This window comes from Pseudoalteromonas sp. Angola-30, assembly GCF_028599215.1.
GTDB lineage: Bacteria > Pseudomonadota > Gammaproteobacteria > Enterobacterales > Alteromonadaceae > Pseudoalteromonas > Pseudoalteromonas atlantica.
Genome location: NZ_JAQREI010000007.1, coordinates 56,070 through 68,179, shown reverse-complemented (window position 1 = coordinate 68,179; position 12,110 = coordinate 56,070). Strand labels below are relative to the sequence as shown.

Genomic DNA, 12,110 nt, shown 5'->3' with positions numbered 1-12,110 from the left:
TGCTATACACGCGGGCTTTAATAAGACGCTGCACACGCTATTAATTTAATGCGTTGTTATTAAATGAGTGCAGCGCTTTTTCTACATCAACTCCCAAAATAATAACGCCAATATGATCGCCCTTGGCATTTTTTATCGGTAGACTTAATTGCACCTGAAAATGATGTGTTGAAGCATCATATTCAACACTGTCAAAGCGATACGCTAAAGACTGCTGGTATACGAGGCTAAATTTATTCTCATCCCCTTGCCAATAATCGCTGGTGATTTTGCTTATAGCCACATTTTTACCTTGCTTATCTGTCACTATAATTTCGGTAATTATGCCTTTGAACTGCCTTTGCCATTGTTTTAAATATAATGAAGCATCAGTAAATAGCATATTTTTAGCTAAATCATGTTGATGTGTTTTAACTTCTTTTATCCAAAGCTCGTCAGCGAGTTTAAGCGCTTTGTTTTTCAGCTTTATATGGTTACTTTGCGCCGCGGCATCGGTAATTATTGGCTGTGAAATTAACGCCTTTATTGGCTCTAACAACGTATTTAGTATTTGTACTTGTTCACCCTGTGATAAATAAAACGGTGCAGGGGCACATTGAGGAATCGTTTCGTTGAATTTTTCTAAAAAAGAAGGGTGCGAATTAATAAGCTTATTAGCAGCAAAAACACCTAAAGGCACATAACGATAAAATGAGCGCGGGTAGGCAGATGCGTCAATACCTAAGTGATCGGCAGCATTATTAAAGTCATCTAAATCAAGTAATACTTTGTCTACTCTATGATGGTGAAGTACGTTTACTATTTCTTCTAGCGAGTTTACTTCAAGCAGCGAGGTAATATTTTGCGTTTTAAACCAATTAGCCTGATAACTGCCATGGACCACGCCATAACGTAATTTTTTGGGGTCTTTATTAACGCTATCGGGGTGAGTAAACCAGTACCAATTTTCTAGGTAAATAGGTGATGACAACTTACCATACTGGCTCATCTCAGAGGTTAAATGCGTTGTAAAATACCCATCCAACCTATCTTGTTTTACCTCGCGACGAGCCCTCAGCCAAGGTAACGATTGCAACTCAAATGGCATGTCCATATTGTGTAAAATACATTGCACTTGGTTAACCGCATTATCTGGTGTTGTAAGCGATACATTGGTACCTAATTTTAAGGGTTCAGTTAAAGTTAAAAGTGCAAAAAATAACGTTGTGGGCATAATCCATTGCTAAATAATCGTGTTAATTACAATAAGTATAGTAAGGCTTTGCCAAAATACCTAACTTCGATAAAATTAAATATTAAGTTAAATCAATAGGTAACCTTTCGCTTTAGTAACACTTAACTTTAACGCTTAAATTTTGTTTCTAAAATCACTGACGACGTTGTGCGCTCTACCCCATCTAAATTACCTATATCATCAAGTAAATGGCTTAGCTTTTCTAAGTTTTGCGCTTGCACTACAGCAATTAAATCAAACTCCCCACTAATGGCATAAAGCTGAGAAATAGCATCAATCTGTTTAAGTTCTAAATTGGTTTTAGTGGTGAGTTTTTGCATCACCTTTATAGATACATGAGCCGAGACCATACTGGTCAAATAGTCTTCACCGTAGTCTACGCTATAGCCTTTTATAACTCCTGTTTCTTCAAGTTTTAACATACGGCTTTGCACGGTAGAGCGCGATAAATTAAGCATGCGTGCCAAGTCAGAAATACTGGCTCTTGCATTGGTTTTTAAAATTGAAAGTAGCTTTTCGTCTTGTGAAGTTATCATATTGCTTATTGATTTCGTTATTTTGACTTTTATTGTAATCATTTTTCACAAAATAGCACTGCAAATTTAACCTACAACCTTCGATAATAGTGCTTAATAACAAAAATTACCTAGCTGAGAAAACGCTAACGTTTTTATTTTGCTAATCTTTATTCAATATTCACAATTTTTAGGTGTACATAATGCAAGTAACAAGAGACTTATTTAACGATGTAATGGTGCCAAACTACAATCCGTCGGCAGTTATTCCTGTGCGCGGCGAAGGCTCACGTGTGTGGGATCAAAATAACAATGAGTTTATTGATTTTGCAGGCGGTATTGCTGTTAATTGTTTAGGCCACTGTCACCCAGCGCTTGTATCGGCTTTAAAAGACCAAGGCGAGAAAATTTGGCACTTATCAAATGTGATGACTAATGAGCCTGCCCTGCGTTTAGCACAAAAAATGGTTGAAGCGACATTTGCTGATAAAGTGTATTTTGCAAACTCAGGCGCAGAAGCCAACGAAGCTGCTCTTAAGCTTGCGCGTCGTTTTGCACTTGACGAACACGGCGAAGAAAAATCACAAATTATTGCCTTTAATAAAGGTTTTCACGGCCGCACATTTTTTACTGTAACGGTGGGCGGACAAGCTGCTTACTCTGATGGCTTTGGCCCTAAACCTGGCGACATTATGCATTGTGATTACAACGACATTGCAGCATTTGAAGCACTTATCAGTGATAAAACATGTGCCGTAATGATGGAGCCACTACAAGGTGAAGGCGGCATTATTTCACCTACCGACGAATTTGCTAAAAAAGTACGCGAGTTATGTACTAAGCACAATGCACTGCTAATTTTTGATGAAGTACAAACAGGCGTTGGCCGCACTGGCGATTTATACGCTTACGAAGGTTTAGGTGTAGTGCCCGATATTTTAACGACAGCTAAAGCGTTAGGCGGTGGTTTTCCTATTGGCGCTATGATCACTCGTACTCATATCGCAGAGCACTTAAAAGTAGGTACGCATGGCTCTACGTACGGTGGTAACCCACTAGCTTGTGCAGTAGCAGAAGCTGCATTTGACACCGTAAACACACCGGATGTACTCAACGGCGTTAAAGAGCGTGAACAACTATTTCGCGATGGCTTAAGTGCAATTAACGAAAAATACAACGTATTTAGCGAAGTACGTGGTAAAGGTTTACTTATTGGTGCGGTATTAAACGATAAATTTGAAGGCCGCGCACGTGACTTTTTAGTTGCCAGTGCTAACAATGGTTTAATGAACCTTGTTGCAGGCATGAATGTTATTCGTTTTACCCCTTCTTTAGTTATTCCATTTGAAGATATTAAAGAAGGCCTAGCACGCTTTGAAAAAGCAGTAAGCGACGTAGTAAACGGCTAATTTAATTAAGCGCGCCTTAGGGCGCGCTGTTGGAGCAAGTAATAAATGCAAGTATTACGTCCTATTACCACTGAAGACTTTGCTGCACTTAAGCAAATTGCGATTGAATCGGGCCATGGGTTTACCTCACTTCCGGTGGACGATCAGCAATTAAAAGACAAAATAGACCGCGCCGAAAAAAGCTTTGCTAAAAATATCAATCAGCCACTCGATGAAAGCTACTTATTTGTTTTAGAAGATAGCGAAACAGGTGAGGTTATTGGCACAACCGCCATAGAAGCCGCTGTTGGCTTATCGGTGCCGCTTTATCATTACCATTTAGGTAAAACAGTACACCACTCGCCTACACTTAATGTTTATAACACCGTTGATATTTTAAGCATGTGTAACGATTACACCGGATGCTCTGAAATATGTACTTTGTTTTTGCGCGAAAACAGCCGTAAAGGCTTAACTGGGCGCTTTTTATCACGCTCACGCTTTTTATTTATGGCGCAGCACAGCGAGCGTTTTGCCGATACCGTGATTGCTGAAATGCGCGGCGTAAGTGACGAAGATGGTCATTCACCGTTTTGGCAGTGGCTGCAAGAGCACTTTTTTAGTATTGAGTTTCCCAAGGCCGATCATTTAGTAGGGCTTGGCGATAAAGTGTTTATTAGTGAGTTAATGCCTAAATACCCTATTTACGTAAACTTACTCAGTAAAAAAGCCCAAGCAGTGATTGGCAACGTGCATGAAAAAACTAAACCCGCACTTAAACTGCTCGAAAAAGAAGGTTTTGAGCACCGTGGCTACGTTGATTTGTTTGATGCAGGCCCAACGGTAGAAGCCAAGCTTGGTAATATTCGCAGTATTCGTGAATCTCAAGTATGCCCTATTACAATTGGCGAGCTGGAACATATTAGCCAGCACAGCTCAGATACTTTAGCCGTTTGCAATCAAGGTGTAGGTGGGTTTAGAGCAACCTTTACCCAACACGCCCATTATAACCACGCTAAACACACATTAGTAATAAGCCAAGAAGTGGCTGATGCCCTTAATTTATCCCAAGGAGATGCAGCGCGTTTTTTCCGCCTGTAAAACAAATATGAACACACACCTTATAAATAACCAATGGCATACAGGCCAAGGCCCCGCTTTTAGCTCTGTTAATCCGAGTAACGGCGAAGTTGTATGGCAAGGTAATGGCGCAACAGCTGAGCAAGTAGATGCTGCAATCAATGCAGCTAGAGCCGCACAAGTACAATGGGCAGATACGCCAATTGAGTCGCGTATAACCATACTTGAAAACTTTGTAGCACAATTAAAAGAGCACAGCGAAGAATTTGCAGCCATTATAGCGCGCGAAACCGGCAAGCCTCTTTGGGAAACACGCACAGAAGTAGGCGCTATGACAGGTAAAGTGGCCATTTCGATTAAAGCGTACCACGAGCGTACCGGCACCACTGAAAACCCAATGCCGGGTGCTAAAGCCTTTATACGCCATAAACCACACGGCGTTGTGGCTATATTTGGCCCGTATAATTTTCCTGGGCATTTACCTAATGGCCATATTGTACCGGCTATTTTAGCGGGTAACACCGTGGTATTTAAACCGTCAGAGCTAACCCCTCACGTTGCTGAATTTACTTTATCACTTTGGTTAAAAGCAGGCTTACCAGCAGGTGTTATTAACCTAGTGCAAGGTGAAGTAGAAACAGGTAAAGCACTTGCTTCACATCAAAACATAGACGGCTTATTTTTTACCGGCAGCTCAAACACCGGCCATTTATTACATAAACAGTTTGCAGGCCACCCAGGTAAAATATTAGCGCTTGAAATGGGCGGTAATAACCCATTAATCGTTAAAAATGTAGCCGATGTAAGCGCTGCAGTGCACGATATTATTCAATCGGGCTTTATTACCTCTGGCCAGCGCTGTACTTGTGCACGCCGCGTGTTTATTGAAAAATCGCTCAATGGCGATGCTATTTTAGAAAAACTTATTAGCGCAACTAAAAACATTGTTGTTGATGACAGCTTTGCTGGCGATCAACCATTTATGGGCGCCATGATCAGCGAAAAAGCCGCCTTAGGCATGGTTGCAGCGCAAAATGAATTAGTTGCAAGTGGTGGCGAAATACTTGTTGAGCTTAAGCAGCTAAAAGCAGGCACTGGGTTTGTAAGCCCAGGTATTATTGATGTAACTAACATTACCAACATGGCCGATGAAGAACACTTTGGCCCGCTCATTAAAGTGTATCGCTACAACGACTTTGACAGCGCCATAGCAGAGGCTAATAACACCAGCTTTGGTCTATCAGCAGGCTTACTTGGCGATAACGAAGATGATTACAGCCACTTTTTAAAGCGCATTCGTGCCGGCATCGTCAATTGGAACCGCCCTATTACAGGTGCCTCTAGTGCAGCACCGTTTGGTGGCATAGGCGCAAGTGGAAACCACAGAGCAAGTGCGTATTATGCAGCTGATTATTGTGCCTACCCTGTAGCATCAGTTGAGGCCGATAAGGTTAACCTGCCACAAACTTTAGCGCCAGGCTTAGTAATTGAATAAGTGAATAACTCAATTTAAGGATTTAACATGCACACTAACGTAAATACATTATTTGAAAACCTATGGGATAACTATTTAGCCGTTACCCCCTCGGCAGATAAAATTCATGATTTATTAGGCTCAACGCAAAAAGATGACATTATTAACGACCATATTGCGCTGCGGACCTTTAATATTGAAAAAGTAGGCCTAGAAAAACTAGCCGCGCACTTTTTAGCACTTGGTTATACAGAGTGTGGTGAATACCACTTTGAAGCTAAAAAGCTCTATGCTAAACACTACGAGCATAGCGACCCTAAGCAACCTAAAGTATTTATTTCAGAGCTATTAGTTGAAAAGTGTTCACCAGAGTTACAAGCCATTGTGACAGATATGGTAGAGCAAATAGATGAAAACGCAGTAACTGCCGATAACTTTTTATACTCAGGCACACATTGGCAAGTAAGTAGCGATACTTACAAGCAGTTACTCGCTGAAAGTGAGTACGCAGCGTGGATGTCGGCATGGGGCTATCGTGCAAACCACTTTACTGTAAATATTAATATGCTTGCTAAGTTTGATAATATTCAGGATGTTAACCAAGCACTTAAAGACGCAGGCTTCGCCCTAAATACATCAGGCGGCGAAGTAAAAGGCTCACCAGAGGTATTATTAGAGCAATCATCAACCCTTGCAGATGAGTATGCTGTCACCTTTAGCGACGGCGAACTGCGCATCCCTAGCTGTTTTTATGAGTTTGCCATTAGATACCCTAAAGCCGATGGCGAGCTTTACACGGGGTTTGTTGCAGCCTCTGCTGATAAAATCTTTGAAAGCACTAACGCGCGTTAAAAATAAAACATGCTTTAATGTTTTAACTTAAAAAAAGCCCGTTTGGGCTTTTTTTTATGACAAAAATATTTAGAACATTTACACTAAGTTTTATGCCTGTATTTACTAAATTTTTGATTATCTTGCATGTACTGCTTATATCATCATTGAGTCATGCAAATGAACCACTTACATTACTCTCTAGAGCGAATGCGTCTACTGATGGCTTTTTAAACTCAGATAAAACGTTCGAAAGCCTGCTCAATCATACAATTAATACTAAATTGCAGTGGACCAACCAAGCTCGTTTAATCAAGCGGCTTATGGGTAATGAAGCAGTATGCAGCTACGATATAATAAAAACGCCCGAGCGTGAAAAACATATTTTGTTCTCAAATATACCAACTACTATTTACGAGCAACGAAAAATATACGCATTTAAACGCACCTTACAAAACTTTCCTGAACGAGTCTCTGTTGCTCAACTACTAGAAAAAGACTTTACCCTTGCCGTAGACTCAGGAACGAGTTACCAAAAACTTGAGCCTGTTTTAACAAAGTATAATGAGCAAATTGCAGCGATAAGCTCAGAAGATACCAGCTCTCAACTGCCTCAACTTCTCATCCATAATAGAATAGACATGATTGTTGATTACGAGGTTAACGTACTTGGTGCACTCACCAATGAGCAACTAAAACAAATAGATAGCCGTGAAATAGCTGAATTTCCAGAATTTGTTAATGGCTACTTTGCATGTAGTAAGTCAGAGCTTGGCGAAAAAGTAATAAAAACCATCAATATTTTAATGAACACCCCCGAAATTTACGACCGCTTACAAAAAAGTTTACAACAAGCCTACAGTGCAGATACATCTAGCGCTATGATGCTTGCTTACTCTCAAGAGCACGTATACTTAACCTCTGATGAGTAAAATCAATCGTCAAGATAAACTCCACAAATCAACATAAACCAATGATTTTAATAGCAAATAAATTATTTTAAATTTATTTAAAATTTTTATTGCGCTGGATAAAAACCTACATTATTATCTCGCCGCTTCTTGATGATAGCCAATCCGAGTACATTACAAACCCCGTTTGTAGCAAGGCGATAGAGCAACTATCCAAGAGTGAATTTGACTGTGCGTTTGCACTATTGATCTCACTCAACTGACTCGTGGATACACCATACCCGAGCAGTTGCTTAATTGACTCGGAAAATAAAATGGCTTTATCAACACAACGACAAGACACCGTAACTAAAGTACCTGCAGCAGCGGTTGCTGCAAATCAATCAATTGATTACGCGCAACCGAGTATTGCCCACATTGAACAACTTGCTTCACAATTTGGCGCACCTCTAATGGTGCTTGACTGCGACGCTATACGTCGTCAATACCGTGCACTTAAACATGCACTGCCTGGCGTTGTGTTACATTTTGCTTTAAAGCCTTTACCGCATGCTGCTGTTGTGCGCACTTTATTAGATGAAGGCGCAAGCTTTGATTTAGCAACCAGTGGCGAAGTTGACTTAGTAGCAAGCCAAGGCGTACCAAGCGAGCGTACGATTCACACGCACCCAATAAAGCGCGACAGTGACATTCGAGACGCACTTGCCTACGGCTGTAAAGTGTTTGTGGTGGATAACATTAACGAGCTTGAAAAATTTATTGCCTATAAAGATCAAGCCGAAATTTTAGTGCGTTTAAGCTTTCGTAATAAAGATGCATTTGCTGATTTATCTAAAAAGTTTGGCTGCAGCCCAGAGGCGGCAATCGACATTATTAGCCTTGCCCAGCAACTTGGTATTCGTATTAAAGGGTTATCGTTTCATGTTGGCTCGCAATCACCTAACCCAACTAAATACGTTGAAGCGATAAATGCATCTGCAAAAGTGGTTAAACAGGTGGCTGAGTTAGGCTTACCAGCACTTAGTACGCTCGATATTGGTGGTGGGTTTCCTGTGCCGTACAGCGCAGATGTGCTACCAATTGATGTATTTTGTGCGCCTATTAATATCGCGCTGGCACAATTACCAGAAACAATGCAAATTATTGCTGAACCTGGCCGTTTTATTGTAGCAAGTAGTGTAACCAGTGTTGCCTCTGTAATGGGACAAGCCACGCGCGAAGGTAAAACATGGTACTACTTAGATGATGGCGTTTATGGCTCTTTTAGCGGTTTAATGTTTGATGAAGCAGCCTACCCTATCGATAGTGCAAAACAAGATGGCGAGCGTTTTGAGTCGGTACTTGCAGGCCCAACATGCGATAGTATAGATGTAATAAGTGATTCAATTATGCTGCCAAAACTAAACAATGGCGATTTAATTATTAGCCGTATGATGGGTGCCTACACACTTGCTACAGCAACCGACTTTAACTTTTTTAAACGTGCTGAGGTCGTTGTATTAAACGAGCAAATGCACAGCCAAGTATTAACAGGTTAAGAAAATAAGTTCCTCGCTATAGGTACGCTGGCTTGTACCTATACATTTCAACGCAGTTGCTCATTCCAACTGCGTTTTTTTATTGCGTTAAATAACTGGGGCTTGTTTACCTTTTTGATCAGCAAAGCAGGCTCTAATAAAAGCAACCTGCGCTACTAATTACAAAAATAGTGGTTTATAGTCGTTTTCTAACTGTTCAAACGATAAGTCACCTATAAATCTGCCAAAGCTTAGCCACGTTGCTAAACCTCGTAAATCTTTAAAATGTGGTGGTACAAATTTTGGGCTTTCTATTACACCTAAACTATGTAATTGCGATATAAGTCTAAAATCATCAATCGATATTTTTCCGACCAACAATAATGGCAGCTGATCAATGCGCCCAAGCTGTATAGCAACACGAATTAAGTTATATACCAGCACAAATCCTTTAATGTAAGCAATATCCTTAGTAAAAGGTAAGCCTGTTGCCGTGCTGCCCCTAAAAACACGTTGTGCTAACGTATAGCTTTCATCTTTTGAAAGCCCTTGCGCTAAGTAGTCACGGTATATATCAACAAACTCTGCGCCATCAATCACTTTAGTAACTGCTTGAATACGATTTACTAACTTTGATAAACGCCTAGGCGTTGATTTAAGGGTAATTATTTCTGTTAAAACAGCTAAGCCTTCTTGAGTCACTGTTGAGCTTGGCGTCCCTTTACTTAAACAGGTTAAATAAGGCTGAGCTAGCCCGTTTTGCGTTGTACCTACGTGTATCCACCCTTCGTGCACTTCTAAAATATCAAGCTCACGCTGGGAGAATTTAACATCTTGATTTAGCTTAATGTTATTTGCACCTGCAGCAGCATCACTGACAATCCCATCGCTGAGCATAACCTCTACATTAATACCCGCCATACTGCTATTTACTTGCTCAGACAGAATACGCACGGCATCACTTGCATTAATATTTTTAGGATCATCAGGCAAAATATCGGCTATTAATAAGTTTTGCAGTGGTTTTTCTAACATATTGGCAAGTTCGAACAGTGAAGGTTCACCTGCATGAAATAAATCTTTTGGGTGACCAAAAAGCTCTACCGACAAATCATGAAACTCAGGCGTTCCTCTATACTCAAGCATACTGAGCACCGTTTTATACTCGCTACACATTTTACCCATGTATTGAGAAATAGGATTTAGCTGACCTAACTGGTTAATAATATTGCGGTGCAAGTTAGAAAACGCTTGGCGTAATTCGCTGGGGACAAATCCTAAATCTCGTTGCTGGTAATAGGCGCTATCGATTAGCGGATTTTTTTGGCACTTTTGCCTAAAAAACGCCTCTTTGATTTGTTTATCCCAGTTAATGGCATCGAGTATTCTAATGGGTGTTTGTAAAGCAATTAATTGCTCTGACAGTTCACGAGTTTTAAGCAGTAAAGCCTTGTCTATCATGGTGTAAGCTCAACAAAAAATGAGGCTTGAGCATAAGGTAAAACCAGTTAATAGCAAGATTATTTTAGCGCTTATTAGGCATTGTTTTTACGGTGATCGACCCTCATATATAAAACGTAATAGGTTTAAACAATAAAGGGTTAATGATGAAAAACGAACTCGATAACAAGCAGATCCTCTCTGTGTACGAACGTATTCAGCAGCGCGGTAAACAAAATGATATTGGTAAACATTATCAAGGTGTTACGGCTTACCCTGACATTGACGGCTACACTATTTACTTAGAAGGTAGCGGCGTATTGTTACGCTTTGGGTTTCATAATGCTTATCACCTAGATTATGAGCATGACAAACATAAAGACGACTTTTTAAAAAAACTATACAACATTGCTAATGAGGAATAATGCAGCCAAGACGCATTCGTAAACGCACCACAAACAAGCAAACCACCTCGTTTATAAACCAGGTCATTACTGAGCTGCAAGCGCACCCAGAAAAGCTGGAGATAATCCGTCGAAACCTAAATGAATACCGCGAACAGACTCACCTTAAACGCGGTTTTTTGCTGGCTATTGAACGCTTTGACTGGGTGTTTGAGGCCAGTAACGATGTTAATTTTATATGCCAACAAATCTTAGCCGATGATTACATAGGTAATCGCCTTAGACGCTACCCGCTATTATTTAAAGGCGTTATTAATAGCGCCTAATTTACACGCCTTTTTTAACCTTAACCCCTCCTCTTATAGCCATTACACACTGCTACTTTTTTAATTAGTACACTAATTAAACATGTGAAATGGTTTCGTTTGCTTATTTAAAATACCCTTCGTACTCTAACTATTACCATTCTAACGAATATTTATCTTTTTTATTACTCATACCCCGTAAACAAATCCTTACTATTTTTAGCGTTTAAAAATAAAAGTGTAACCCATTGAATATAGTTGACTTTATTAATAAAGACCTACATATGGTACTACTACAAATTAACCCGTTTTTATTAATAATCCATCTACATCTTGGTATCTGGTTGTTTACTTGCGCCTTGAATTGTTAGAGCTATTACATTAAGCTTATCTTTATTGAACGTTCAATTAATAAAAATTATGCCTAAAGTCGGAATGGAACCTGTCAGGCGTCAGCAGCTAATTGACGCGACCATTGAGTCAGTTGCACAGCGCGGTTTGCAAGGAACAACCATTAACACCATCAGTAAAAATGCGGGTTTATCATCTGGCATTATTAGCCATTACTTTGGTGGTAAGCAGGGGTTAATAGAGGCAACCGTTAGGTATTTGTTATCGAATTTAAAAAATGAATTAATTGAAAAAGTTGAGCCAACCACCAGCGCAATTGAGCGTTTGATGTTTATTGTTGAGGCCAACTTTGCACTTGTTCAACAGCGCAATGACACCACGCGTACGTGGTTAAGTTTTTGGGCGCAGTCAATGCACGATCAAGAGCTGCACAGGCTGCAAAATGTAAACAGTAATCGCTTGCAAAGTAATTTAGCATTTTCTTTTAAGCAACTAATGCCCGTAAAGCAAGCAAAACAAGCTGCAGAACTTAGCGCCGCCATGATTGATGGCCTATGGTTAAGAGCAGTATTAAGTCAATCTGACGAAAACCAATTTAAACACAGTGAAACATTAGCAAAAAGCTATGTACATTCACTCATCAAGCAATATGGAGCCTAG

12 protein-coding genes are annotated in these 12,110 nt (G+C 40.2%); 9 read left to right on the top strand and 3 right to left on the bottom strand.

Translation table 11 applies throughout. From position 1 onward, the window contains the following. Positions 1-40 precede the first annotated feature (40 nt). On the bottom strand, positions 41-1,213 hold the full coding sequence (locus tag PSH54_RS10945) for a cellulose-binding family II protein (protein WP_273606133.1): 1,173 nt from the start codon (positions 1,211-1,213) through the stop codon (positions 41-43). Positions 1,214-1,341: 128 nt separating this feature from the next. After that, positions 1,342-1,770 carry an Lrp/AsnC family transcriptional regulator gene (locus tag PSH54_RS10940; protein ID WP_031289416.1) on the bottom strand — a complete coding sequence of 143 codons (429 nt, stop codon included), beginning with the start codon at positions 1,768-1,770 and terminating at the stop codon, positions 1,342-1,344. 182 nt (positions 1,771-1,952) lie between these two features. Between PSH54_RS10940 and PSH54_RS10935 the strand changes: the two genes are divergently transcribed. The 6 genes from PSH54_RS10935 (at position 1,953) to PSH54_RS10910 (ending at position 8,971) form a co-directional block, all read left to right on the top strand. Beyond that, on the top strand, positions 1,953-3,158 hold the full coding sequence (locus PSH54_RS10935; RefSeq protein ID WP_248450248.1) for an aspartate aminotransferase family protein: 1,206 nt from the start codon (positions 1,953-1,955) through the stop codon (positions 3,156-3,158). 45 nt (positions 3,159-3,203) lie between these two features. Further along, entirely contained in the window at positions 3,204-4,238 is a 1,035-nt protein-coding gene (astA, locus tag PSH54_RS10930) for an arginine N-succinyltransferase (protein WP_273606132.1), read from the top strand. 7 nt (positions 4,239-4,245) lie between these two features. Continuing rightward, the gene (gene astD / locus PSH54_RS10925) at positions 4,246-5,712 is read left to right on the top strand and encodes a succinylglutamate-semialdehyde dehydrogenase (RefSeq protein WP_273606131.1); all 1,467 of its coding nucleotides are present in this window, start codon (positions 4,246-4,248) and stop codon (positions 5,710-5,712) included. A gap of 27 nt (positions 5,713-5,739) precedes the next feature. Further along, positions 5,740-6,543 carry a DUF1338 domain-containing protein gene (locus tag PSH54_RS10920; RefSeq protein WP_248462003.1) on the top strand — a complete coding sequence of 268 codons (804 nt, stop codon included), beginning with the start codon at positions 5,740-5,742 and terminating at the stop codon, positions 6,541-6,543. A gap of 56 nt (positions 6,544-6,599) precedes the next feature. Further along, positions 6,600-7,454, top strand: a complete 855-nt coding sequence (locus PSH54_RS10915) for a transporter substrate-binding domain-containing protein (RefSeq protein ID WP_121638485.1) — start codon at positions 6,600-6,602, stop codon at positions 7,452-7,454. A gap of 293 nt (positions 7,455-7,747) precedes the next feature. Beyond that, positions 7,748-8,971, top strand: coding sequence for a type III PLP-dependent enzyme (locus PSH54_RS10910; RefSeq protein WP_121638484.1), 1,224 nt, complete (start codon positions 7,748-7,750; stop codon positions 8,969-8,971). Between the two features lie 159 nt (positions 8,972-9,130). Here PSH54_RS10910 and PSH54_RS10905 read toward each other — a convergent pair whose 3' ends face one another. Continuing rightward, the gene (locus PSH54_RS10905; protein WP_256846284.1) at positions 9,131-10,411 is read right to left on the bottom strand and encodes a flavohemoglobin expression-modulating QEGLA motif protein; all 1,281 of its coding nucleotides are present in this window, start codon (positions 10,409-10,411) and stop codon (positions 9,131-9,133) included. A 146-nt stretch (positions 10,412-10,557) separates the two neighbouring features. On the opposite strand from PSH54_RS10905, the gene PSH54_RS10900 reads away from it, so the two are divergent. The 3 genes from PSH54_RS10900 to betI all read left to right on the top strand — a co-directional run bounded on the left by PSH54_RS10900 (position 10,558) and on the right by betI (position 12,110). Continuing rightward, positions 10,558-10,815, top strand: a complete 258-nt coding sequence (locus tag PSH54_RS10900) for a DUF3081 domain-containing protein (RefSeq protein WP_273606196.1) — start codon at positions 10,558-10,560, stop codon at positions 10,813-10,815. Further along, positions 10,815-11,120, top strand: a complete 306-nt coding sequence (locus tag PSH54_RS10895; RefSeq protein WP_024031789.1) for a hypothetical protein — start codon at positions 10,815-10,817, stop codon at positions 11,118-11,120. Before PSH54_RS10900 ends, PSH54_RS10895 begins: the two co-directional genes overlap by 1 nt. Before the next feature lie 414 nt (positions 11,121-11,534). Continuing rightward, entirely contained in the window at positions 11,535-12,110 is a 576-nt protein-coding gene (gene betI / locus PSH54_RS10890; protein ID WP_024031790.1) for a transcriptional regulator BetI, read from the top strand.

Coding starts and splice junctions, on each gene's coding strand:
- astA (WP_273606132.1), top strand. CDS start 3,204: ATGCAAGTATTACGTCCTATTACCACTGAAGACTTTGCTGCACTTAAG.
- astD (WP_273606131.1), top strand. CDS start 4,246: ATGAACACACACCTTATAAATAACCAATGGCATACAGGCCAAGGCCCC.
- PSH54_RS10935 (WP_248450248.1), top strand. CDS start 1,953: ATGCAAGTAACAAGAGACTTATTTAACGATGTAATGGTGCCAAACTAC.
- PSH54_RS10940 (WP_031289416.1), bottom strand. CDS start 1,770: ATGATAACTTCACAAGACGAAAAGCTACTTTCAATTTTAAAAACCAAT.
- PSH54_RS10910 (WP_121638484.1), top strand. CDS start 7,748: ATGGCTTTATCAACACAACGACAAGACACCGTAACTAAAGTACCTGCA.
- PSH54_RS10900 (WP_273606196.1), top strand. CDS start 10,558: ATGAAAAACGAACTCGATAACAAGCAGATCCTCTCTGTGTACGAACGT.
- PSH54_RS10905 (WP_256846284.1), bottom strand. CDS start 10,411: ATGATAGACAAGGCTTTACTGCTTAAAACTCGTGAACTGTCAGAGCAA.
- betI (WP_024031790.1), top strand. CDS start 11,535: ATGGAACCTGTCAGGCGTCAGCAGCTAATTGACGCGACCATTGAGTCA.
- PSH54_RS10945 (WP_273606133.1), bottom strand. CDS start 1,213: ATGCCCACAACGTTATTTTTTGCACTTTTAACTTTAACTGAACCCTTA.
- PSH54_RS10895 (WP_024031789.1), top strand. CDS start 10,815: ATGCAGCCAAGACGCATTCGTAAACGCACCACAAACAAGCAAACCACC.
- PSH54_RS10920 (WP_248462003.1), top strand. CDS start 5,740: ATGCACACTAACGTAAATACATTATTTGAAAACCTATGGGATAACTAT.
- PSH54_RS10915 (WP_121638485.1), top strand. CDS start 6,600: ATGACAAAAATATTTAGAACATTTACACTAAGTTTTATGCCTGTATTT.